We start from the raw sequence: 22127 nt of genomic DNA on the forward strand, positions 1-22127 counted from the left end.
GTGCGCCGACTGGCCGCCTGAGCTCAGCGGGTCGCGTCGGCGAGGTGACGTGCGTCGTGGCTCAGCACCTTGACGATGATGCCGTGGCGACGCAGCTCCTTGGCGGTGCGAGCACCCTCCTCGGCGTCGCGCCCCAGAGCGTTGATGTTCGCCACGACGAGGACGTCTCCGGTCTTCAGCGTGCCGATCAGGCGCGACAGTCGATCGCTCCAGCTCTCGAGGATGTCGGGAGCGGGGTGACGGAACCCCTCGATCGGCACCCCGAACCGGGTGAGGTCGTCGCGCTGCTCGACCACCGACGGCATGCCCTCGCGGGAGACGACGAGTCCGACCAGGCGTGACCCGTCGGGGCGCGCGAGCCAGAAGTCGCGGTTCTGCTGCAGTTCGGTGAAGCACTTGGGGCACTCCGCGGCCGCGTGCGGCAGATGCAGCGGACTCGTCAGGGCCTCGTCGACGGATGCCGTCGCCTTCATGGGATCGATCGTCTCGCTCATCGCGCACCTCCGGCATCCATTCTGCCCTGATCGGAGCCGGCGCGGTGACCTTTCAGAGCATCCCGAGCGCGCGTACCGCTTCTCGTTCCTCTACGAGCTCGGCCACGGAGGCGTCGATGCGAGCCTGGGCCCATTCACTGATCTCGAGCCCTTCGACGATCTGCCACTCTCCGTCGATCGACCGCACCGGGAACGACGAGATCAGACCAGCAGGAACGCCGTACTCGCCGTGCGAGACGACCCCGGCAGAGGTCCAGTCGTCGGTGCCGTGCACCCAGTCGCGCACGTGCTCGATCGTGGCGTTCGCGGCAGACGCCACGGAAGACGAGCCGCGCACCTGGATGATCTCGGCCCCTCGCTTCGCGACACGAGGGATGAAGGTCTCATCGAGCCACGTGGGCACATCGCCGACGATGGCCTCGAGAGCCTTCGCGACCGGTTCTCCGGCCACTGTCGCGTGCGAGACGTCGGGGAACTGCGTCGCCGAGTGGTTGCCCCAGATGGGCACACGACGAATCGTGTCGACCGGCACTGCGAGCGTCTGCGCCAGCTGTGCCCTGGCGCGGTTCTCGTCGAGTCGGGTGAGAGCGGTGAATCGCTCTGCAGGGATGCCGTCTGCCGCGGCCGCGGCGATCAGCGCGTTCGTGTTCGCCGGGTTGCCCACCACGGTGACGCGCACGTCGGACGACGCGTGGGCCGCGATCGCGGCGCCCTGCGGGCCGAAGATGCCGGCGTTGGCCGCGAGCAGGTCTCCGCGTTCCATCCCGGGTCCTCGTGGACGAGCGCCGACCAGCAGAGCGAGGTCGCACCCGTCGAAGCCGACGGCGGGGTCGTCCGTGACCTCGACGTGCTCGAGCAGGCCGAAGGCGCCGTCCTGCAGTTCGAGGGCCGCTCCCTCGGCGGCGCCGAGCCCCTGGGGGATCTCCAGCAGCCGCAGTCGCACCTTCTCGTCGGGGCCGAGCATGTCTCCGGCGGCGATTCTGAACAGCAGTGCGTAGCCGATCTGTCCGCCCGCACCCGTGAGCGTGATGGTGGTCGTCATGACTCGAGCCTACGACCGTGAAGAGGCCGCCGTGCAGAGTACCCTCGTGGCATGACCTTCAACCCTGACGCTGATGTCTCCGGCAACACCGCCCGCCGACGCGGCCGCGGCGCCGTCGTCGCCGGAGCGGGCGGTGTCGGCCTGCTCGGCATCATCGCCCTGATCGCCGGACCACTGCTGGGCATCGACCTGACCGGCCTGCTGGGCGGCGGTGGCGGCACCGGCGGGGGCACCGAGCCTGCGGGCGGCAGCGTGATCGAGAACTGCCTCACCGGCGAGGACGCCAACGAGAACGTCGACTGCCGAGTGGCGGCCTCGCAGCTGGCGCTCGACGGCTACTGGGAGGACCACGTCGAGGGGTACCGCCCGCCGCAGCTCATCATCGTCGACGGAGCCACCTCGACCTCGTGCGGCACCGCGTCGAACGCGGTCGGCCCGTTCTACTGCCCGCCCGATGAGACGGTCTTCATCGATCCCACGTTCTTCGACCTCATGCAGCAGCAGTTCGGGGCATCCGCCGGCGATCTCGCTCAGCTCTACATCGTGGGTCACGAGTGGGGCCACCACATCCAGTACATCACCGACGTGATGAATCAGTATCCGAACAACGGCACCGGCCCGGACAGCAACGGGGTGCGCATCGAGCTGCAGGCCGACTGCTATGCGGGCGCCTGGATCGGGCAGATGACCCAGGAGAAGGACCCGGACGGTGTCCCCTACCTGTTGGAGCCGACCGAGGCGGAGATCACCGACGCGCTGAACGCCGCGAACACGGTCGGCGACGACAACATCCAGGAGCAGTCGTCCGGTTCGGTCAACCCCGAGAGCTTCACGCATGGCACCAGCGAGCAGCGGCAGGGGTGGTTCGCGAGCGGCTACAAGTACGGACTCGATGTGTGCGCCGACCCGCTCACGGCGGCGCCCGGAGAACTCTGACCATGGAACTCGACGCGCTGTATCCGCCCATCGAACCGTACGACTCCGGTGAACTGCTCGTCGGCGACGGGCACCGCATGTACTGGGAGACCAGCGGCAACCCCGAGGGCAAACCCGTGGTGTTCCTGCACGGCGGCCCCGGCAGCGGCACGTCGCCGTGGCAGCGTCGGTTCTTCGACCCTGAGGTGTATCGGATCGTGCTCCTCGACCAGCGCGGGTGCGGGCGCAGCACTCCGCACGCGAGCGAACCCGATGTCGACCTCCGCTTCGTCACCACCGCGCACCTGATCGCCGACATCGAGCTGCTTCGCCGCAACCTCGGCATCGAGCGGTGGCAGGTGTTCGGCGGGTCGTGGGGGAGTGCACTCGCGCTCGCCTACGCGCAGGCTCATCCGGATGCCGTCAGCGAGCTGATCCTGCGGGGCATCTTCACACTCCGTCGGGCAGAGCTGGAGTGGTTCTACGAGGGCGGCGCCGCCGCTCTGTTCCCCGACCTCTGGGAGGAGTACATCGCGCCCATCCCGGTGCTCGAGCGCTCGCACATGATCGAGGCCTATCACCGGCGTCTGTTCGACCCCGATCCGGCCGTGCACGAACCGGCGGCTGTCGCCTGGTCGCGGTGGGAAGCCTCGACGGTCACGTTGCGCCCGGATGCCGCGCAGATCGAGGCGATGTCCGACCCGCACACGGCGACCGCCTTCGCCCGCATCGAGAACCACTTCTTCGTGAACCGCGGATGGTGGACCGAGGGGCAGCTCATCGCCGGTGTCGACGGCATCCGTCACATCCCGACCGTCATCGTGCAGGGGCGTCACGACGTGTGCACTCCGATGATGACCGCCTGGGACCTGCATACCGCCTGGCCGGAGGCCGAGTTCGTCGTCATCGACGATGCCGGACACTCGGCGACCGAGCCCGGCATCCAGCGCGCGCTGCGCGCCGCGACCGACCGCTTCGCCGGCTGAGCCCGCGGCGGCCGGTCGCGCGTCAGGCGCGCAGCGCCGCGGTCAGGGTCTTCAGCAGCCCGATCGTGCCGCCGTGCGCGCGGAACCGCGTGAGGCCCTCGCTCACCGCTGCGCCCGTCCGGGAGGAGACGAACCACGGCGGCTTGGGCAGGATGGTGAGGCGCCCGCCGCCGTTGACGACCGGAAGAGAACGCGGGAACGGCCGGAAGGGTCCGCGGATCACCGAGCGCTCGACGCGATCGAGCAGGAGTGCGTTGTGGACGACGCCGATGCCGCTGCCGACGTCGGCGATCGTGCTGCCGGGGAACGCTCCCCAGGTCATGGTCGGGGTGATGAAGCCGAAGGCCGTCCAGCCGTTGATCGCGATCGAGCCATAGCGAAGGGCCGCGATCGCCCGGTCGAATCCCGCGCCCAGTGCCTTCTCGGTCGACGGGTCGATCAGCAGGTTCGCGCCGAGCGTGCCCTGCAGCCGGTCGTTCGCGTAGGCCACGGCCGCGTCGAGGAACTCCTGGCCGGTGCCCGCCACCGAGACGACGCCCAGCACCGGAGCGAAGTACTCGGTGCTCTGCAGCGCTGTCGCGTCGTCGCCGTCGGAGACCTCGACCAGCACACGATCGCCGAGCACGAGGGCGTCGGGGTACGCATCGGTCGCGAGGTGCATCCTCGAGGTCGCACCGGGGTACCAGATCGGCCGCTCCGGAGCGTTCGCGTAGGCGCGGCGCAGAGCGGCTCGGAAGTCGTCGGCCTGCGCCCAATCCGACGACATGATCACCACCTGGCCGGCGATGCAGTTGTGTCCGCTGTTCTGCAGACGCATCGTCGCGACGTGCTCCGCCTGATACGTGAGATCGGCGTCCGTCCACTCGCCCGGGACGATGATGATGGGCGAGACCCCGCCGAGCTCGGCCGTGATGGGCTTCTTCAGCAGCGGACGGTTCTCACGGCGCCGCCGCGTGGCCGCAGCCCCCGTGCCCCACACGATGGCGTCGAAGGTCGCGGCCGACCCCGTGATGTGCACGTGCACGAGGTCGGGGTGGCCGGTCAGGTAGGCGCCGACGTCGGGCCCGCCGCGCGTGATGCGCAGCAGCCCAGGACCGATGAGCGGCGCGAGCGCTCGCTTGTAGACGGGCACGAGCGCGTCCTGCGTCGGATTGACCTTGAGCAGCGCCGTGCGATTGTGAGCGAGCAGTTCGTAGAGCACGTCGAGCACCGGGATCGAGGTGATGTTGCCGGCGCCGAGCACGAGTCCCACGCCCCCCGAGTCCGACGGGGTGCGCTGCGCGAGCCCTGCCGCGGCGCGCGCGCCGTTGGGGGTGACGCCGGGTTCGAGCCAGACCTCTCCCGTGTAGCCGGAGAGCAGGAACCGGTCGATGCCGGTGAGGGGAAAGGCCCGCACGCGGGTGCGTCCGCCGGGAGCCCGGTCGATTGTGATCCCGTCCAGCGGGTTGGTGCCGTTCGCGAGGCGCGTGAGCGTCTCGATGTAGGCATCGAGGGCACCGAGCACGCTGTAGGGTCCGCTGAGCCATTCCTCCCCGCGCAGCGGATGCCGGCCGTCGAGGCCCTTCGACGCGGCTGCGGTGTCGGCCCAGTCCTCCGCAGCGGCGGCGACGCTCGAGCGCACGGCGCGCAGCAGGGTGACCCGCTGGGCGAGCGTCAGGGCCGACCACGTGCGGCTGCCGCCCTGAAGGTCGTCGATCGCGGCGTCGAGGCGATCGCGTTCGGCCTCTCCGAGCTCCAGGGTCTTCGTCGAAGCGGCGGGCGTTGTCGCAGAAGTCATCGGCGTCTCCTTCGGGCGGGATCCCAGCTTATGTCGCGCACTCCGGTCAGGCGTCGATGTCGGCGCGGCGCAGGCGGTAGCGGCGAAGCGTGAGCAGGCTCGCCGCCATCAGCAGGGCGGGCAGGATGCTGAATGCGAGCACGATGCCGGTGATCGCGGCGTCCGGCTGCTGCATGGTCGTGCCCGCCACGCTCGAGACGTATCCCGTCGCGGCCAGCGTGAGGGAGACCGCGCTCGCTCCGAGCGCGAACCCGACGGTCTCTCCTGCCGTCCAGACGCCCGTGAAGGTGCCGGCCCGGCCTCTTCCGGTGCGGCGCTCGTCGTGTGAGATCACATCGGGCAGCATCGCCATCGGCAGCGACTGCAGCCCGGCATAGGCGATGCCGGCCACCGCGATCGAGCCGTACATCCAGGGGCCCGGCGTCCAGACGGCGAGGACGAGTGATGAAGCGGCGATCAGGAAGAGGATGCTCGCGAGAGCGAACGCCCGCTCCTTGCCCAGGTTCCGGGCGACGACGGTCCAGCCCGGCGTCGCGAGCAGGGCGGGCCCGACGAGCGCCAGGAACACGAGTGTCACGGCGTCTTCCGAGCGCAGCACCCATGTGGCGACGTACTGCGCGCCGGCGAGCATGGTCCCGGTCGCGAGCGCCTGCAGCACGAACGTGCCGAGGAGGGCGCGGAACGGCTGACTGCGTCGTAGAGTGCGCACGCCGGCGGCATACTGCTCCCGGAGTCCTGCCGGAGCGACCGCCGGGGGGCGTTCGTCCGCGGCCATGTGATGGGCGGCGGCATCCGCTGTCCGCGACGCGATGAGCATGCCGACGCCGATGACCACGCCCGCCACCACGCCCATCAGCAGGTATCCCGCGACGGGGTCGGCGGTGGCGCCCCTCAGCTCGGGGCCGCCGGCGCCGAAGAGCAGGATGGCTGCGGTGAGCACGACGACGCGCCACCCGAGCAGCCGGGTGCGCTCGTCGTAGCCCGAGGTCAGTTCGGCGGGCAGTGCGACGTAGGGCACCTGGAACAGGCTGAAGGACGTCGCTGTGGCGAGGAACGCGAGGAGCACGCAGACGGCGCCGGCGGTCGGGCCCCAGGACGGGGGCACCGCGAAGGTGAGCGCGAAGAACACCGGAAGAGTGAGGCCGCCTGCGACCATGAATCCTCGACGCGAGCCGGTCCTCGCGTACTGACGGTCCGACGCGGCCCCGATCACCGGGTCGATGATGACGTCCCAGATCTTCGCCCCGGTGACGATGAGGCCGGCGGTGAGGGCGGCGACACCCAGATTGTCGGTGAGGAAGTACGTCAGAACCAGCCCGGGGAGGGTCGCGTATCCGCCTGTGCCGAGCGAGCCGATCGCGTAGAGGGCGACCGTGCGGGCGGACAGGCGGACGGAGGCTGCTTCGGGCCGAGCCGCGGTGCTCATCGCGCCAGTGTATCGGTGCGCGAAGAGCCTGCTTCAGGTCAGATGAGCGAGAGCTCCCGGAGCTTCGACTCGACGTCCGCGTTCGACGGCTCGACGTGGTGCGAGGAGTCGGGGTAGAGCACCACGGGGATGTTCATGCGGCCCGAGATCTCCTTCGCGATGTCGGCCGCCGAAGGGTCGGCGACGAGGTCGACGTAGGTGTACTCCACGCCGAGGGAGTCGAGTTGCTTCTTGGTGCGGATGCAGTCGCGGCACCAGTCGGCGCCGAACACGGTGATCGCGGAGTCTGCGGGAGAAGTCATGCTTCCAGCGTAGAGCGCCCTGGCTGGGCGGGCGCCGAGCGGAGGGATGCCGTCGATCGATCATTGCTCACTAAGGGTAGCCTTACCTATACTTGGTGCATGAACAGCGCGTGCGAGCATCTCGAAGACCCCGACTGGGAGAACATCGAGGGGGTCGTGCTCATCGCCGGCGACTCGACCGACGCCGGAGCCATCGCCGCCATCGCCGCACGGCTGCCCTGGGATGCCGAGGGGGTCATCCTCCTCGAGGCGGCCGCACGCATCCAGTTCCGCCACATCGACGTGCCCGAGGGGGTGTCGGTGCGCTGGCTGCTGCGCGGCGACGGCATCCGTCAGCATGCGAAAGGCGAACGCCTCGCGAATGCCGTGCACTCGTGGTGCATCGAGTGGACGTGCGCGGAGCCCGCGCTGCAATGGACGGTCTGGCTCGGCGCGCATACGCCTCCGCACGTGGCGCGGATGGCACGCAGTCTGCTCGGCGTCGCGAACTGACGCCGCGGGCGCAGCGTCAGCGGTCCCGATTCAGCGGGTCGCGAGCGCCGGAGCGCCGACGGTCGCGCCGGCGCTGATCGCATCGAGCGCGCGGCGGAGCGACGAGCTCGACGTGTGCGCCGTGTACGGGAAGTACACGACCTCGACGCCCACCTCCGCGAACTCCCGCTCGAGCCGCAGGCCCTTGTCGGTGCCGCGCCAGTCGTCGCCCTTGAAGAAGTGCGTGAACTGCACGTCTCGCCACGAATCCATCTTCGACGGAGTGGTCTCGACGTAGACGTCGTCGACGAACGAGATGTGACGGACGATCTCCGCCCGCTCAGCGGTCGGGATGACGGGCTCGATGCCCTTCACCTGCCGCAGCATCTCATCGCTGACGACACCGGCGACGAGAATGTCGCAGTGCTGCTTGGCGTGACGAAGAAGGTTGAGATGCCCGACGTGAAACAGGTCGAAAGCACCCACGGCATAGCCGATGCGCGTCCCCATGATCTCCCCAGATCAATAATTCCCCAGAGGCGGATCCCCATCCGCCCAGCGACTCCCACAGCCGCATCCCGTCACTCTAGCAGGTCGTCGTTTCCTCATGCATAGGAACACATGGAACTATGGAGTCCGCAGTGCTGTCGGCACAGGGGAGGGGCGCACAGTGGGGACATCGGTCACCGTCATCGTGCCGACCTTCAACGAGCGCGAGAACGTCGCCGAGCTCGTCGCACGCACCGCCGTCGCGCTCGCCGGATACGACGCGGAGATCCTCTTCGTCGACGACAGCACCGACAGCACCGCCGCCGAGGTCGAGCGGGTGGCCGCCGACGCCCCGCTGCCGGTCAGGGTCATCCACCGCACGGACAACACCGGCGGACTCGGGGGAGCGGTCGCCGTGGGCCTCGAGGCCGCGGCATCCGATCTCTGCATCGTCATGGACGGCGACCTGCAGCATCCGCCCGAACTGCTTCCTGCACTGGTGCGCCGGCACGACGAAGGCGATGCCGATGTCGTGGCAGCCTCGCGCTACATCGGCGGGGGCGACATGAGCGGTCTGGGCACTGCCGTGCGGTTCGGAGTCTCTCGGTCGGCCACGTGGCTGACGCGAGCGATGTTCCCGATCCGTCTCGCGCGCAGCACCGATCCGATGACCGGCTTCTTCCTGGTCGACCGCTCGCGCCTCGACCTCTCCGCCCTCAGGCCGCAGGGCTTCAAGATCCTTCTCGAGATCCTCGCCCGCACCGATCTGCGCATCGCCGAGGTGCCGATGGAGTTCGGCGAGCGCCGCCACGGAACCTCCAAGGCGAGCCTGCGTCAGGGGGCGACCTTCGTCGCGCACCTGGCCAGACTGCGATTCGGCAAGATGTCGCTCTTCGCGATGATCGGCGTGATCGGGGCGGTCGCCAACCTCGGCATCATGTGGCTGCTGACGCTGGCCGGTGTGCCCTACATCTGGGCGGCGATCATCGGCGCCGAGGTCACCATCATCGGCAATTTCATCCTGCAGGAGCGATTCGTCTTCGCGGATATGCGCACGGATGCGCGAGGGTTGGGCGGCCGCTTCGCCGCGTCGTTCACGTTCAACAACGTCGAGGCAGCGCTGCGCATCCCGGTGATGGCATTGATGGTCGAGACCTGGCATATCTCGAGCGTCCTCGCGACGGGACTGTCGCTCATCGTCGCGTTCTTCGCGCGCTTCCTCTTCCACTCCCTGGTCGTATATGCGCCGAAACGGCGTGTGAAGGCGGACGGGACGACGGGCGAGCCGAAGCCGGACACCGCGACCGTGCGCATCATCCGGGCGATCGACGCCGAGGCGATGAAGCCCGGCGAGCTCTGAGCTGCGCGGAGAATCCCGTAGATAACGATGATGTATCGTTCTCCCTGGGGGAGGGATCCGAGCTCCGTCGGTTCCGACGAGCGCTGTTGCCGGCTTGACCGGCTGCGATGCGTAAAGCAGAACTGTTCAGGCTCGGCGTAAGAAGCAAGATTCTTCATGAAAAGGGCCCGACTTTCGATATGACTTTGCTCCGCGACATTTTCCCCAGACGCCAGCGAGACCGTCCCCGCGAGCGACCTATGTTGGTCGCCAGCGTGATCGCCGCGATCGTCGTGTGCTGCGTCGCATCTCCGCAGCCCGCGATGGCGGCGGAGACCTACGACATCCGCCCCGGATCGACGAGGACGATTGCGATAAGTTCCGCGTCGAGCGCCGATGGGAGTGCTCGGGCGACCCTGAGCCTCAGCACGCTCCCGAAGGCCGGGACGAGCGTCTACACATCCGTCGAAGCCCGGACGGGCAAGGGCGGTGCCTACGTCGCTCAAGCGCGCGTCTACTCGACTGGCATCACGGTTGTCACCATCAAACGCAACAACACGACAGGCGCCGGGCACACGTCGACTTCGCTCTCTTCCGCGAAGCAACTGCCAGTGAAGCTCCGTGCCGGAGAACGACTCTTGATCAACCTGACGGTGTCGGGAACTTCCGAGGTCAAGCTCACGACGACGACTCGGATCGGTCAGGGCGCCAGCGTTTCTGTGAAGGCGTCTGACAAGTCGAAGAATCGACTGCAATCCGGGTCGAGCCGACTCACTCTGTACGCGCAGCAATCAGGCGGCAAGTTGAGCGCGCGCGTACTGGAGCTCAAAGCCGTCGCTGCACCGCAGGCGCCCGCGCCGGCTCCCAAGCCCACGCCGTCTTCCCCGCCCACCCCGGCTCCCAAGCCCACCCCGTCTTCCCCGCCTGCACCGGCTCCCAAGCCCACCCCGGAACCGTCGCGGCCGGCGAACCCCAGTGGCGATCTACCAGACGCCACGAACACGGGGGTACCGCAGGGAACTGCTCTCTCCGTGCACAACGGTGACCTTGTCGTCGAGAAAGCGAACACGGTGATCGACGGTGTTGAGGTGCGCGGTTCCATCATCATCAAAGCGCCGGGGGTCGTCATCCGGAACTCCCGCATCGTGGGCGGGCAAGACGCCAACAGCGTCGGTCTGGTGTCCAACGTTGTCTCCGGTCAGCCCTTTACGATCAGGGATTCCGAGATCTACGCAGCGTACGAGAATCCGCGCTGGAACGGCATATTCGGGTCGAATTTCGTCGCAGAACGCGTCGAGATCTATAACGTGGTGGATCCGATCCGCATCATCGGCAACAACGTCACGGTGCGAGCCTCATGGCTGCACGACAGCTCGTATTGGGCAAGCGATCCGCTCCGCAACGGGGCGGCGACGCACGACGATTCGATTCAGATCGAAGCGGGCAGTTCCATTCTCATCGAGGGCAACAGGCTGGAAGATGCGCATAATGCAGCGATTCAGGTGACTCAGAACAAGAGCCTCGCACAACTGGGCACTCTGACGATCCGGGATAACTACATCCAGGGCGGGGCATGCAGCATCAACATCGCCGCCACGCCGCAGCCCATCCGCCCGTCGATCGTGGGCAATGTCTTCGGGCCGGAGCGTCTCCACCGCACATGTGCGGTGATCGCTCCTCAGACGAATGCCCCATCACTCAGTGGAAACATCTGGGAGGCCACCAAGGCCGTTGCCAACTCCTTCGTTGTCCTGGACTGACATCGGACGCCGATGCCCAGCGGCATGACCGACGATGAGGCCCGGCGCTCGTGAGCGCCGGGCCTCATCGTCGTGATATCCAGCCGCTCTGTGGCCGAGGGGGCTGGTGTGGCCATCCTCGCCGGGGAAGGAAGCGCGGGTCAGGCGGCCTGTTTTGCGCGCCGACGGCCGTACTCGTCATGCGCATAGCCCGTCGCGGCGGCGACCATCCCCGCCCCGCGGTACGCGGTTCGTAGCCCGCGGGCACGATGAGGCAGAGATCCTGACACGGCGCCGAGCACCCATCGACCAGCACCGCCGACGATACGGACTGCACCCCGTGCCGCCATTCTCGCGCGAGCACTGACGCGTGCCACCGCGGTATCGGCGAGTGCGATCGTCACCCGAGTAGAGGTGTTACCGAAACGGAACGTCCGCATGAGTATCCAGGCGCGTGTGAATCTCCCAGCGTCCTCCTGTTCCACCACGACGGCATCCTCGGCCCACCGGATGGTTCCCCCTCGCGCGGTCAAGAGCCGAGTGAACATGCTGTCGCTACCGCCGGTCAGACCGAATCGCTCGTCGAACCTCAGCCCGAGGCGCTGAATCTCGGCGACGTCCAGGAGCAGATTGTTCGTCGCAGCCTCGGTCATCAGCTGCTCATGCCTGCGTTGTGGCCGTATGAAGGCGCCGCTCGCTCGGACCCATTCTTCAGTATCGCTGGGGAAGGTGGTGACGACCTTGCCCGCCACCGCGGTCGGCGAGAAGCGACGGTAGACGCTCAAGAGCGCGGTAAGCCAGCCCGGTTCGGGTGCCTCGTCGTCGTCGATGAAGATGACCGTCGCGGCATCCGCGCACTCTGTCAGAGCTCGATTCCGCACGGCAGCAATCCCCGGCGACGGTTCCACGACGTACTGCACACCGAAGGACTCAGCAGTCGCGCGTCCTGACCCAGCGGGATCGTTGTCGATCACGAGAATCATGGCATTGTCCGGCGGATGCACCTCATGGAGCTGCATCTCGACCGCGTGCAGTGCGCGCACCAACGCCTTCGGCCTACGAAATGTCGGTATCGCGATCACATGTCGATTCACCGTCGCTCTTTCCTTCGCGCTTGGTCTCCCGCGACGCGCAGATAAGCGTCTGCGTGGAGTCTCCCGGCCTCGGACCAGCCTCGTCCGGAGAGATCGGGGCCGACTGGGCGATCCGCGGAACGCGACTGAGAGAGCGCAAGGTCCAACGCAGCGCCATCGAGGGCTCCGTCGAACTGCAGCACCCACCCGGCCCCAACCTCTTCAGCGAGCGCGGCATTGGTCGGGTTGGCGGGGACGACTACAGGCCGTGACAGAGAAAGAGCAGCCAGGGCAGCCCCGGAATTGTGCATCTCCCGATATGGCAGCACCACGACCTCGCTCGAGGTCACGAGAGCGACGAGTTCTGCCTCGCTCACATACCGGAGCTCGGCTTGAGCGTCCGGCAATGCAGGTAGCCGTTGGGCGACGAAGGCAGCGGTGTCTTCGTCGGCTGGTTTGCCGGCGAGCCTGAGCGAGATTCCGGGGGTCTTCGCCTCGCCGAACGCCTGTAGCAGCCGGTCGATGCCTTTATACACTTTCAGCAAGCCGACATATCCGATCCGACCGGGCACCATGTCCTCCTGGCGGAACTGGGCGAACCACTCGACGTAGTGTCCATGCGGAATCACAACCGAGGGCGTCCCGGGTTCATCCGGGGTCGTCGGAGTCAGATGAATCCGAAGCTTCGTCCGTCGTTCGAGCATCCGCATCAACGTCGCGTCCATGCGACCTGCGTCACGCAGGCTGAGGTTGTGCACCGTCCGAACCACCGGAATGCGACGCACTCTGATGCGCAGCAGCAACAAGGCCATCGCGACACGCTTCGCTGAGCGCGTGAGCGGCGTACGTCCCGCCAGCAGAGTGTCCGCCCAATGCACGTGCAGCACATCGACCCCGCCGAAAAGCGCGGAGTGCCACCGGAAAGGCAAGTGCTCGATCCGAGGTTCGGCCTCGAGGGCAGCGGCGAGCTGCACGATGTACGGATTCGTCGTCGGCCTCGGCACGCCGAACGTCTGCATGACACGGAGAGTCCCCACAACGCCCCCTTCCCAATGAGACAATGTACCGTCTGAACCCGCCAGCGGGTGCAGCAGGGCATACTGATCCTCGTGAGCACGCATGCTGAAGTTGGGGAATCCGGCGCGTCGGAGTCATTCGCGCAGACGCTCGCGCGTCTCCGTTCCGCGCAGAAGGGACGTGCTGCAGGCGCGCCCGCGTACTCGCTCTACGTGAATCGACCGGTCGGGCGGTTCTTCGCGGCGGTCGCATACCGTTTGGGTGCGACCCCCAATCAGGTGACCCTGGTCAGCGCGCTGTTCACGTTCACGGGCATCGCCCTGATCGCAGCCGCCCCGGTGACCCTGCTGTCCGGTCTCGCGATCTGGCTTCTGCTCGCGGTCGGCTATGCGCTCGACTCGGCAGACGGGCAGGTTGCTCGTCTGCGCGGGGGTGGGTCCCTTGCAGGGGAGTGGCTCGACCACTTCATCGACGCCTTGAAGATCAGCAGTCTCCACCTCGCGGTGCTCGTTGGCCTGGCGCGCGTCGATATCCTGCCCATCGGGATGCTTGCTCTTCCGTTGATATTCGCTGTGGTGGCCAACACGACCTTCTTCGGGATGATCCTCAACGACCTCCTGAAGGGCAAAGCGTCCGTGGCCTCGTCCACGGCCGTGGGAGGTGGTGGGAGCATGCGCTCGTTCCTGCTGTTGCCGACCGACTTCGGCATCCTCTGCGCCGCTTTCGTTTTCTGGGGCTGGACCTCCCGATTCATCCTTCTCTACGGCGCACTGGCTGTGTGCTGCCTGGTCTTTCTCATCGCGGCCGCGATCAAATGGTTCCGCGACATGAGGCGGATCGATGGCGAGCGGACCCGATGAGCATCCGGTCGGCGCTCCTAATCGTCAACTACGGTTCGCACCGTCTGCTGGAGGAGAACCTCGCGAGGACTGCGGTTCCCGAGAACATGGATGTCGTCATCGTCGACAACCTCAGCACGCCCGAGGAGCGTGCGGAGCTTGTCGCACTCAGCGCGCGTGCCGGCTGGAACCTGCTGACGCCGGCGTCGAATCTGGGGTTCGGCGGAGGCATGAACCTCGCGGCCAGCGCGGCGATAGCGCGCGGAGCGGAGGTGCTCGTGCTGCTCAACCCTGACGCATACATCCCCGAGGACGGACTCGCGCGCCTCGTGGCGGCGGGCTCCGAGCCCGGCACCCTCGTCGCGCCGATGGTGTTGCGTCCCGACGGCGGCCACTTCTCCTCGGCGATGGAAGTGGATCTCGCCACAGGATCCCTTCGCAGGGCGGTGGGCGGGCGCCGGTATGCCGCCTCAGCCATCTGGGTCAGCGGAGCCTGCCTGGCGGTGGGGGCTGAGCTGTGGAACCGCGTCGGCGGCTTCGATGACGACTACTTCCTGTACTGGGAGGATGTGGATCTCTCCGTCCGCGTGGTTGCGGCTGGCGGTCGAATCAAGGTGGACGAGAGCATCGTCGCTGTCCACAGCCCTGGCGGCACCCAGGGGGGCGGCCGGTCCAAGTCAGCGATCTATTACCGTTTCAACACCCGTAACCGTCTGGTGTTCGCTGCCAAACATGTGCCGCCGGCCGCACAGCGACGTTGGGTGCGTACCGCGCCGAAAGCGGCGTGGGACATTCTGCTTCGAGGTGGGAGGCGCCAGTTCGTGCGGCCGCTTCGCACTCTGTGGCCCGCGGCTCGGGGAACATGGGAGGGATGGCGCTTCGTGCGCACTGCAAGAGAGGCAGCGACGCGTCATGGGTGAGAGTTCGTCGAAGCGGGTCGTCGCATTCATCGGCGCGTACCACGGTCTGGGCAACCGGCTCCGGGTGACGCTCGGAGCGCTGTCGCTGGCGCGGACGCAAGGGCGTTCGTTCTCCTACACCTGGCCCACCGGGAGGCGATTCGGCGCCGATCTGACGGACCTCTGGCGATTCGACGAACGCAGGATCTCGGTTGCGGAATCACGCTTGCTCTCGCTGCGGCATCCCTACCGGAATCACTCGCTCGAATGGATGGAATCGGCTGCAGACGACAGCGTGTGGCAGATTCGCACTCCGCACGCCCTCACTTTGCCGCCGGATTCCGAGCCGTGGGGGCGACTTCTCCAGCGGCTCGAGCCGGTTGCCGCCATCGAGGATCGGGTGCGCGCCTTGCATGGTGAGAGATTGATGGGCCGACCCTACGTCGGCGTGATGGTCCGGACTCACGCGGTCTCGAACGCTCAGACACTGGAGCACTCTCCCGTCGAGTGGTATGTCCAGCGGATGAAGGAGATACGCGCGGAGCGCGATGTGAGCTTCTTCGTATCAGCGGACACGCCTGAGGCGCAGCAGACTATCCAAGACGCCATCCCCTCCACCTTCGCGCTGGAGGACAAGGGCGGGTACAACACCCGGAGAGCCTTGGAGTCGTCTGTCGTCGACCTCTACCTTCTCGCCGGAGCCGGGCATCTCATCGGTCCGCACTTCTCCAGCTTTCCTGAGGTGGCTCAGCAGCTGGCGGGTCCCGGACTCCGTCTCGAGACCAGCCGGTCGACGGCGGACTCGAGACTCACCGCGGACGACGTCCTCGAGTTCGCCGCTGATCCGCTGCGGCCGTTCGACAGGTCGATGCGATGACCGACGGGCAGACGAAGGGCCTGACGTTCGTCACGGTCACCTTCCGTGCGGAGGACGCACTTCTCCGGCTGCAGGCCCGTTCTATGGCGCGGTTCCTCGATGCCTCGGTGGTGGAGACCATCATCGTCATCGACAACGGCTCGCCGGGGCTCGGGACGCGTGCTCGCAGGAGTCTCCTCTCCGAGTACGGAGTGCTTGCGCCGCGAGTCCGGATCGGCCGCGCCGAGGAACTGACCCATCTGCCGTTTGCGTCGGGCTGGACCCTCCAACAGGTGCTGAAGATCTCGGTCTCCACAACCGTCGAGACGCCGTGGTATGTGTTGCTCGACGCGAAGAATCACTTCGTGAGGTCGGTCGCACGCAGCGACTTCGTCACGCCCGATGGGCGGGCTCGTGGCGGCTTCCACAGCTACGCAGCGCATCCGCTTCTTCCTCGGCTGCGCACGACACTGGCGTACCTCGGATTGAGCGAGTCGCTTGCCGACCGATTCCCACCGACGTCGACGCCGTTCGTGATGAACACAGAAGTGGCGCAGTCCGTCATCGCCGACGTTGCCGACCGTTCGGGCCGCCCTTTCGCGGAGGAGTTCGTGAAGCAGAATCTCTCGGAGTTCTTCCTGTACTCGGGCTGGGTTGCGCGACGCAGTGGAGGCTGGTCGGAGATACTCGACGGAGAAGCGATCCAGTCGCCGACCGTCTGGGGCGGAGCCGCTGACGGCGCGGGCGTGGGCGCCGCGCTGGCGGAGGTGACCCGATGGGAGGCTCCCCTGTTTGCTGTGCATCGCAGGGCGCTGGGACGGCTGGATGCTTCGGGTACTGCGATGCTCGCGGATTTCTGGACTGGACGAGAACTGTTCGCCGATGAGCGGGAGGTCCGGCGATTCCTTCGTACCGCCAAGCGGGATCGGGTGCTCGATGCCGTTCGATCCCGGGTGAGACGGACCGTCGGGTCGTAGTTCTCATCGACGTGTGCACCGGTCGGCGACTTTTTGCTTGCCTTGTGCGCGAACCGTGATATTCTGGCGCTGAAGGGCCGTCTGCGTGATTGGGGCGCGCGGCTCTCTCCCGCGTGGGGCGGGAGATTCACTGGGGAATTATCTGTCGCGTGTCTTCGCGTGACAGCCGTCGTCTGGGGAGATGACCATGGGGAACAAATATTCGAGCGTACTCGGATGCGGGAGAACCGCGCTCGGCGCGTCAGCTGTGCTCGTAGCTGGGCTGCTGCTCGCTGGATGCACCTCGGAACCGATCGCTGACGGATCGCAGAACTCTGATCCTGTCGCCACGGCCACTGTGCCTGCGCCGGGCGGGGGGACGGTTGACGACGTCGTCGTGGCTGAAGAGGATCAGCCCGTTCCAGCTGCCGCCGCGGCAGAGACTCCGCTGGATCGACCCGCGGAACTCGACGACGGGATGGTCATCGCCGTCACGGAGGCTGAACGTGTAGAGACCAAGGCTGAAACCCCCGGGGAGATCGCCGGTCCGGCCGTCGCGGTGCGACTGAAGATCACGAACGGCACCGATTCGACCGTCGATCTCAGCTCGGTGATGGTCTCGCTGACCGGCGCTGACGGCGCCTTCGGTCAGCCGACCACTTCCGCTCCCGCCGCGCCCTTCTCCGGCGAGATCGCCGCGGGCGGCGATGCAGTGGGCACCTATGTCTTCGGTATTCCCGCAGAGCAGCGGGACGACCTTTCCATCACAGTCGAGTATGTGGCGGGCGCGCCGGTTGCGCTGTTCGTCGGTGAGATCTAGGAGATACCCGAATGAACCGTCCTTCTCGCCTCCACCGCCTCTCGGCGATGCTGGTGGCCTCGACAGTGATAGGCGTGGGCTTCGCGACCGGAGTGGGGGCTCCTGCATCTGCTGCTGATCAGCGCGCGCCCATCGAACAACGCAATGAGAGCACGGTGACGGCCGACCCCTTGCCTACGGTGCAGATCGACTCCGGCATCGTCCTGGCGCAGGTGATCAACGGCAACACCGTCTACGCAGGAGGTACCTTCTCCAATGCCCGCCCGGCGGGTGCGGCGCAAGGGGCCAACCTCATGCCCCGTAGCAATCTGCTCGCCTACGACATCAACACCGGAGTCGCGACGGCGTTTGCGCCGCAGATCAACGGCACGGTGCGAGCGCTCGCAGTGTCACCCGACGGCACGCGTCTTTACGTCGGTGGCTCTTTCAACTCCGTCGACGGTCAGACCCGTTTCAACTTCGCAGCGTTCGACACTGCCACGGGGCAGCTGGTCTCCTCGTTCAAGCCGGCCATGGGCGGTTCGTATGTGAACGCAATCGTCGCGACCGACTCGACGATCTACATCGGTGGACTGATCGGCGCCGCCGGCGGGCAGGTGCGCAAGAATCTCGCCGCAGTGAGCCGCGCCGGCGCGGTTCTCGGGTGGGCGCCCACGACCGATCGTCAGGTCGACACGATGGTAATGGATCCGACTCAGGAGAAGCTCCTCATCGGCGGTCGCTTTGCGATGGTGAACGACGCCTCGCAGAGGGGCCTCGCGGCTCTGGACGTGAACAACGGTGCGGTCCTGCCCTGGGCGGTCACCGCTACGGTCAAGAACGGGTGGGGAACCGGCAGCAGCGCCGGAAAGGCCGGGATCTCGACCCTGACGACGGACGGCTCAGCCGTCTACGGCACAGGGTGGGTGTTCGCCGACAAGACGGTCGGCAACCTCGAGGGTCTCTTCGCTGCCGAGGCGGGTACTGGAGCGGTGCGCTGGATCGCGGACTGCCACGGCGACCACTACGGCGTGTACTCGGACGGCACGAACGTCTACAGCACGGGTCACGAGCACGATTGCCAGACCGCCGGCGGCCTTCCGCAGGCGTACCCCGCGCCCGGAAACCTGAGGCACGCCACGATCTACACGGCGGCGCAGAAGGGAACCCTGACCACGTCGCCCTCAGTCAACTCGATCTATGCCGACTGGGGCGGTTACCCTGCGCCGGCTGCGGTGAACTGGTATCCGGATTGGACTACAGGCACGGCGTCGGGCTCGGGCCAGGCGGGTTGGACCGTCACCGGCAACGGGGAATACGTCGTCGTCGGAGGCGAGTTCCCCTATGTGAACTCCCAGCGCAACCAGGGGATCGCACGTTTCTCCACGCACCCCGCCGGTGGCGCCAAGCAGGCTCCACGGCTCACGGGCGCCGCATGGGTGCCCGTTGCGAAGTCCGTTCGCGCCGAATCCGTGCGTGTCTCCATTCCCGCGAACTGGGATCGGGACGATCTCAACCTGACATACGAGCTCTGGCGCGACGGCGCAGCGGCACCTGTCTCCTCAAAGACTGCCAGCTCCACCTTCTGGAATATGCCGCAGGTGACGCTCGAGGACACGGGGCTGCCCTCCGGCTCTGCTCAGACGTACCGCGTGGTGGCTCGAGACGGTGACGGCAATGCGACATCGAGTGCTTCGGTATCGGTGACGGTAAGTTCGACGCCGCCCTCTGAGTACGCGAACGCTGTGCTGAACGACGACCCGGCCACCTATTGGAGGCTCGGCAATCGAGATGGTGCTGTCGACTGGGCTGGGTCCAACGACGGCGTCGTCGGTTCGGGCGTGACTTGGTCAGCCGGAACTGCGATCGGGGCGGACGCAGGCGGTGGTTCCGCTAATTTCAATGGCTCGGCTTCGAGCGGTATCGCTTCGCCTCGGAGCGTGGCCGGTCCGTCGACGTACTCCGTGGAGATGTGGTTCAACACGACCACCTCTTCGGGAGGCAAGCTCATCGGTTTCGGTAATGCTGCGACGGGCAACTCGGGAAGCTACGATCGTCATCTCTATATGCAGAATGACGGGCGCCTGGTCTTCGGGGCTTACCCCGGCGCGGTCAGAACCATCACCTCTCCGTCGTCATATCGGAATGGTGCCTGGCACCACGTGGTGGCTTCTCAGGGCGCCGGCGGCATGAAGCTCTACGTTGACGGCGTGCTCGTCGCTTCCGACCCGAACACGACCACGGCCCAGGCGTATGACGGGTTCTGGCGCGTGGGCGGAGACAACCTGGGCGGCTGGCCGAATCAGCCGAGTTCATCGTCGTTCAGCGGGCGGATCGACGAGGTCGCTGTGTATCCCACAAGTCTGAGCGCTGATCAGGTCGCCGCTCACTACGCAGTGGGCGCGGAACTGGCTCGACCCAGCGCGGACGCCGTTGCAACAGGTGACGACCTCGCGTGGACGCTCGACGCATCGGGATCCACCGCGCCGGCAGGTCGGTCGATCGTTCAGTACTCCTGGGATTTCGGTGACGGGCAGACCGCGACAGGGGTCACCGCATCGCACGTCTATCAGGCGGCTGGAACATACGAAGTAAGGGTGACCGTGCGCGACAGCGCCAACATGACAGCGACGAAGTCCATCTCCGTCGTCGCCACAGCGCCTCATCTCGCTCCTACCGCAGTCATCACCTCTGCACCTGCGGGTCTGTCGGTGGCGTTCGATGCCTCCGCGTCGACCACGACGGACGGTGCGACTCTCGCCTCGTACGCCTGGACTTTCGGGGACGGAGCGACGTCCACAGAAGCGGCGCCCACCCATACCTTCCCGGCAGCCGGAGAATACACGGTGTCCTTGACGGTGACGGACAGCGAAGGAGCGGTGAGTACGCCGGCGACCTCACAGGTCACAGCGACGCACCAAGCGCCGACGGCGGGTTTCACTTCGACGGCGACGGGACTCACCGCCACCTTCGACGCGACGTCGTCGACAGCTGCAGACGGCGCGGCCCTGACCTACGCGTGGGACTTCGGCGACGGAAGCACCGGTTCAGGTGTGAGCCCTTCGCACCCGTACGCAGAGACTGGTACCTACTCGGTGACTCTCACGGTCAGCGATAGCCTGGGCGCGATCAGCGAGCCTGTCGTGAAGAGCATCAGCGTCGCGGCTCAGAACTTCGTCGCCCAGGATGATTTCGAGCGTCAGTCAGGATCTGGTTGGGGAACCGCACCCGTCGGCGGCGTCTGGACCGGTGCGGCCGGTCTCAGCGTCGAGACGGGAACGGGACGGATCACGATGAATCCGGGGCAGACTCGTTCGAGCATGCTCAGCGGCGTCAACGCGGGAGACCTGAATGTCACTGCTCAGGTTTCGGTGAATAAAGTCGCGAACGGAGGTGGCGTGCACTTCAACCTCCTTACACACAAGAGCGCGGCCGGTGATTATCGGGCGAAGCTCCGTATCTCGTCGACCGGTGCGGTTACGGTCAGCCTCGCCCGACAGCTCGGAACAACCGAGACGCAGCTGGTCAGCAAGGCGCTAACCGGCTACACGCAGACCGCGAACGCCGAGCTGCTGATGCGGTTGGAGACCGTAACGGTTTCGGGAGTGACCGCGCTGCGGCTCAAGGTCTGGCCAGCAGGCGGCAGTGAGCCGGCCGAATGGTTCGTCACCGCGTCTGATACCGCAGCCGAGCTGCAGGGCGCTGGACAGATCGGGGTGCTCTCGTATCTGTCGGGGAGCACGACGAACGCGCCGGTTGTCGTGGCCGTGGACAATGTGACGGCGATCGGACCTGCAGTGGACCCACCACACGCCGATCCTGTCGCGACCTTCACAGCGAGCGCCACCGATCTCGCCGTGGCTTTCGATTCCTCAGGGTCCGCAGCGTCGGACGGAGCGACCATTGCCGCCTACGCATGGTCGTTCGGCGATGGTTCGACATCGGCCGAGGCGAATCCTACGCACACCTACGCTGCTGCAGGCACATACCCCGTCACCTTGACGGTGACGGACAGTGAGGGCTCGGCGAGCGCGGCGTTCGCCGGAAATGTCACGGTCACCGCGCCGCCGGTTGCGGGCGACCCCGTCGCGCAGGATGACTTCGACCGAAACATCGATCCGGGACTCGGCACTGCACCGTTCGGCGGCGCCTGGACAGGCACAGCTGGACTCAGCGTCGCTGGCGGAACCGCGCGATTCACGACCGGGCCAGGCCAGACGAGGTGGGCTGCACTCGCCGGGTTGAGCGTGCTCGACTCCGACGCGCGCGTGGTCGTCGCTACCGACCGTGTGGCGAACGGTGGTGGTGCTCACGTCAACCTGACTTCGCGCAAGACGGCGGCCGGAGAGTATCGCCTGAAGCTGCGGATCGCCTCGTCCGGCGTCGTCACGGTGAGTATCGCCAAGGTAGTTGGCGGTGTCGAGACGATCATCGCGAACCGCTCGTTGTCGGGATACACTCATTCGGCCAACGCGCAGCTGAATCTGCGTCTGCAGCTCCTGAGCGTTGGCGGGACCACCACCCTCAACGGGAATGTGTGGCCGGTCGGAACTACAGAACCGGCCGCGTGGACGGTCACGACGACCGATTCGCAGGTGGAACTGCAGCAAGCCGGGCAGGTGGGCATGCTCACGTACCTGTCCGGTAGCGCGACGAATGGGCCGGTTGCCGTACTGTTCGACGACTTGCTGGTGAAGTAGAGTCACTC

The 22127-nt window shown here is 66.7% G+C and carries 19 protein-coding genes; 11 read left to right on the plus strand and 8 right to left on the minus strand.

Features of this window, described 5'->3' with window-relative positions; all coding sequences use genetic code 11:
• Positions 1-23: 23 nt before the first annotated feature.
• Positions 24-494: a recombinase family protein gene (locus OPU70_RS10140; RefSeq protein WP_052493032.1), complete on the minus strand. Its 471-nt coding sequence runs from the start codon at positions 492-494 to the stop codon at positions 24-26.
• Between the two features lie 52 nt (positions 495-546).
• Entirely contained in the window at positions 547-1536 is a 990-nt protein-coding gene (locus tag OPU70_RS10145; protein ID WP_455904193.1) for a malate dehydrogenase, read from the minus strand.
• Positions 1537-1587: 51 nt separating this feature from the next.
• Between OPU70_RS10145 and ypfJ the strand changes: the two genes are divergently transcribed.
• Positions 1588-2472, plus strand: coding sequence for a KPN_02809 family neutral zinc metallopeptidase (ypfJ, locus tag OPU70_RS10150; protein WP_042542245.1), 885 nt, complete (start codon positions 1588-1590; stop codon positions 2470-2472).
• 2 nt (positions 2473-2474) lie between these two features.
• Positions 2475-3437, plus strand: coding sequence for a prolyl aminopeptidase (pip, locus tag OPU70_RS10155; protein ID WP_498557675.1), 963 nt, complete (start codon positions 2475-2477; stop codon positions 3435-3437).
• Positions 3438-3459: 22 nt separating this feature from the next.
• On the opposite strand, the gene OPU70_RS10160 is transcribed toward pip, so the two are convergent.
• Genes OPU70_RS10160 through OPU70_RS10170 form a run of 3 tightly spaced genes read right to left on the minus strand, consistent with a single transcriptional unit; the run spans position 3460 to position 6942 of the window.
• Entirely contained in the window at positions 3460-5214 is a 1755-nt protein-coding gene (locus tag OPU70_RS10160; RefSeq protein WP_498557676.1) for an aldehyde dehydrogenase family protein, read from the minus strand.
• A gap of 46 nt (positions 5215-5260) precedes the next feature.
• Entirely contained in the window at positions 5261-6640 is a 1380-nt protein-coding gene (locus tag OPU70_RS10165) for an MFS transporter (protein WP_498557677.1), read from the minus strand.
• 38 nt (positions 6641-6678) lie between these two features.
• On the minus strand, positions 6679-6942 hold the full coding sequence (locus OPU70_RS10170) for a glutaredoxin domain-containing protein (RefSeq protein ID WP_042542249.1): 264 nt from the start codon (positions 6940-6942) through the stop codon (positions 6679-6681).
• Between the two features lie 99 nt (positions 6943-7041).
• Between OPU70_RS10170 and OPU70_RS10175 the strand changes: the two genes are divergently transcribed.
• Positions 7042-7434: an SIP domain-containing protein gene (locus tag OPU70_RS10175; RefSeq protein ID WP_042542250.1), complete on the plus strand. Its 393-nt coding sequence runs from the start codon at positions 7042-7044 to the stop codon at positions 7432-7434.
• Between the two features lie 30 nt (positions 7435-7464).
• Here OPU70_RS10175 and OPU70_RS10180 read toward each other — a convergent pair whose 3' ends face one another.
• Positions 7465-7923, minus strand: a complete 459-nt coding sequence (locus OPU70_RS10180) for an FAD synthase family protein (protein ID WP_042542251.1) — start codon at positions 7921-7923, stop codon at positions 7465-7467.
• 97 nt (positions 7924-8020) lie between these two features.
• Here OPU70_RS10180 and OPU70_RS10185 point away from each other — a divergent pair, with 97 nt between their 5' ends.
• Both OPU70_RS10185 and OPU70_RS10190 read left to right on the plus strand, forming a co-directional pair.
• Entirely contained in the window at positions 8021-9262 is a 1242-nt protein-coding gene (locus OPU70_RS10185; RefSeq protein WP_079112189.1) for a glycosyltransferase, read from the plus strand.
• Between the two features lie 254 nt (positions 9263-9516).
• Positions 9517-11001: a hypothetical protein gene (locus OPU70_RS10190; RefSeq protein ID WP_498557678.1), complete on the plus strand. Its 1485-nt coding sequence runs from the start codon at positions 9517-9519 to the stop codon at positions 10999-11001.
• Positions 11002-11141: 140 nt separating this feature from the next.
• On the opposite strand, the gene OPU70_RS10195 is transcribed toward OPU70_RS10190, so the two are convergent.
• Together OPU70_RS10195 and OPU70_RS10200 are read right to left on the minus strand one after the other, a co-directional pair.
• Positions 11142-12074, minus strand: coding sequence for a glycosyltransferase family 2 protein (locus OPU70_RS10195; RefSeq protein ID WP_498557679.1), 933 nt, complete (start codon positions 12072-12074; stop codon positions 11142-11144).
• Positions 12071-13072 (minus strand): glycosyltransferase, encoded by a 1002-nt coding sequence (locus OPU70_RS10200; protein WP_363519493.1) that lies wholly within the window; start codon positions 13070-13072, stop codon positions 12071-12073. Before OPU70_RS10200 ends, OPU70_RS10195 begins: the two co-directional genes overlap by 4 nt.
• Positions 13073-13348: 276 nt before the next feature.
• On the opposite strand from OPU70_RS10200, the gene OPU70_RS10205 reads away from it, so the two are divergent.
• The 6 genes from OPU70_RS10205 to OPU70_RS10230 all read left to right on the plus strand — a co-directional run bounded on the left by OPU70_RS10205 (position 13349) and on the right by OPU70_RS10230 (position 22119).
• Entirely contained in the window at positions 13349-13930 is a 582-nt protein-coding gene (locus OPU70_RS10205) for a CDP-alcohol phosphatidyltransferase family protein (protein ID WP_498557680.1), read from the plus strand.
• Positions 13927-14829 carry a glycosyltransferase gene (locus OPU70_RS10210; protein WP_363519499.1) on the plus strand — a complete coding sequence of 301 codons (903 nt, stop codon included), beginning with the start codon at positions 13927-13929 and terminating at the stop codon, positions 14827-14829. Before OPU70_RS10205 ends, OPU70_RS10210 begins: the two co-directional genes overlap by 4 nt.
• The gene (locus tag OPU70_RS10215; protein ID WP_140036041.1) at positions 14822-15685 is read left to right on the plus strand and encodes an O-fucosyltransferase family protein; all 864 of its coding nucleotides are present in this window, start codon (positions 14822-14824) and stop codon (positions 15683-15685) included. The genes OPU70_RS10210 and OPU70_RS10215 overlap by 8 nt, the downstream gene beginning before the upstream one ends.
• The gene (locus tag OPU70_RS10220) at positions 15682-16641 is read left to right on the plus strand and encodes a DUF6492 family protein (protein WP_498557681.1); all 960 of its coding nucleotides are present in this window, start codon (positions 15682-15684) and stop codon (positions 16639-16641) included. The genes OPU70_RS10215 and OPU70_RS10220 overlap by 4 nt, the downstream gene beginning before the upstream one ends.
• A 457-nt stretch (positions 16642-17098) precedes the next feature.
• The gene (locus tag OPU70_RS10225; protein WP_363519505.1) at positions 17099-17440 is read left to right on the plus strand and encodes a DUF4352 domain-containing protein; all 342 of its coding nucleotides are present in this window, start codon (positions 17099-17101) and stop codon (positions 17438-17440) included.
• Positions 17441-17451: 11 nt separating this feature from the next.
• A complete protein-coding gene (locus OPU70_RS10230; protein ID WP_498557682.1) occupies positions 17452-22119 on the plus strand; it encodes a PKD domain-containing protein in 4668 nt (1555 codons plus the stop codon).
• Positions 22120-22127: the final 8 nt, after the last annotated feature.

Source organism: Microbacterium sp. SWDP-B6, assembly GCF_059803615.1.

Coding starts and splice junctions, on each gene's coding strand:
- ypfJ (WP_042542245.1), top strand. CDS start 1,588: ATGACCTTCAACCCTGACGCTGATGTCTCCGGCAACACCGCCCGCCGA.
- OPU70_RS10165 (WP_498557677.1), bottom strand. CDS start 6,640: ATGAGCACCGCGGCTCGGCCCGAAGCAGCCTCCGTCCGCCTGTCCGCC.
- OPU70_RS10140 (WP_052493032.1), bottom strand. CDS start 494: ATGAGCGAGACGATCGATCCCATGAAGGCGACGGCATCCGTCGACGAG.
- pip (WP_498557675.1), top strand. CDS start 2,475: ATGGAACTCGACGCGCTGTATCCGCCCATCGAACCGTACGACTCCGGT.
- OPU70_RS10215 (WP_140036041.1), top strand. CDS start 14,822: ATGGGTGAGAGTTCGTCGAAGCGGGTCGTCGCATTCATCGGCGCGTAC.
- OPU70_RS10220 (WP_498557681.1), top strand. CDS start 15,682: ATGACCGACGGGCAGACGAAGGGCCTGACGTTCGTCACGGTCACCTTC.
- OPU70_RS10170 (WP_042542249.1), bottom strand. CDS start 6,942: ATGACTTCTCCCGCAGACTCCGCGATCACCGTGTTCGGCGCCGACTGG.
- OPU70_RS10175 (WP_042542250.1), top strand. CDS start 7,042: ATGAACAGCGCGTGCGAGCATCTCGAAGACCCCGACTGGGAGAACATC.
- OPU70_RS10145 (WP_455904193.1), bottom strand. CDS start 1,536: ATGACGACCACCATCACGCTCACGGGTGCGGGCGGACAGATCGGCTAC.
- OPU70_RS10200 (WP_363519493.1), bottom strand. CDS start 13,072: ATGCAGACGTTCGGCGTGCCGAGGCCGACGACGAATCCGTACATCGTG.
- OPU70_RS10225 (WP_363519505.1), top strand. CDS start 17,099: ATGGTCATCGCCGTCACGGAGGCTGAACGTGTAGAGACCAAGGCTGAA.
- OPU70_RS10180 (WP_042542251.1), bottom strand. CDS start 7,923: ATGGGGACGCGCATCGGCTATGCCGTGGGTGCTTTCGACCTGTTTCAC.
- OPU70_RS10160 (WP_498557676.1), bottom strand. CDS start 5,214: ATGACTTCTGCGACAACGCCCGCCGCTTCGACGAAGACCCTGGAGCTC.
- OPU70_RS10185 (WP_079112189.1), top strand. CDS start 8,021: ATGCATAGGAACACATGGAACTATGGAGTCCGCAGTGCTGTCGGCACA.
- OPU70_RS10210 (WP_363519499.1), top strand. CDS start 13,927: ATGAGCATCCGGTCGGCGCTCCTAATCGTCAACTACGGTTCGCACCGT.
- OPU70_RS10230 (WP_498557682.1), top strand. CDS start 17,452: ATGAACCGTCCTTCTCGCCTCCACCGCCTCTCGGCGATGCTGGTGGCC.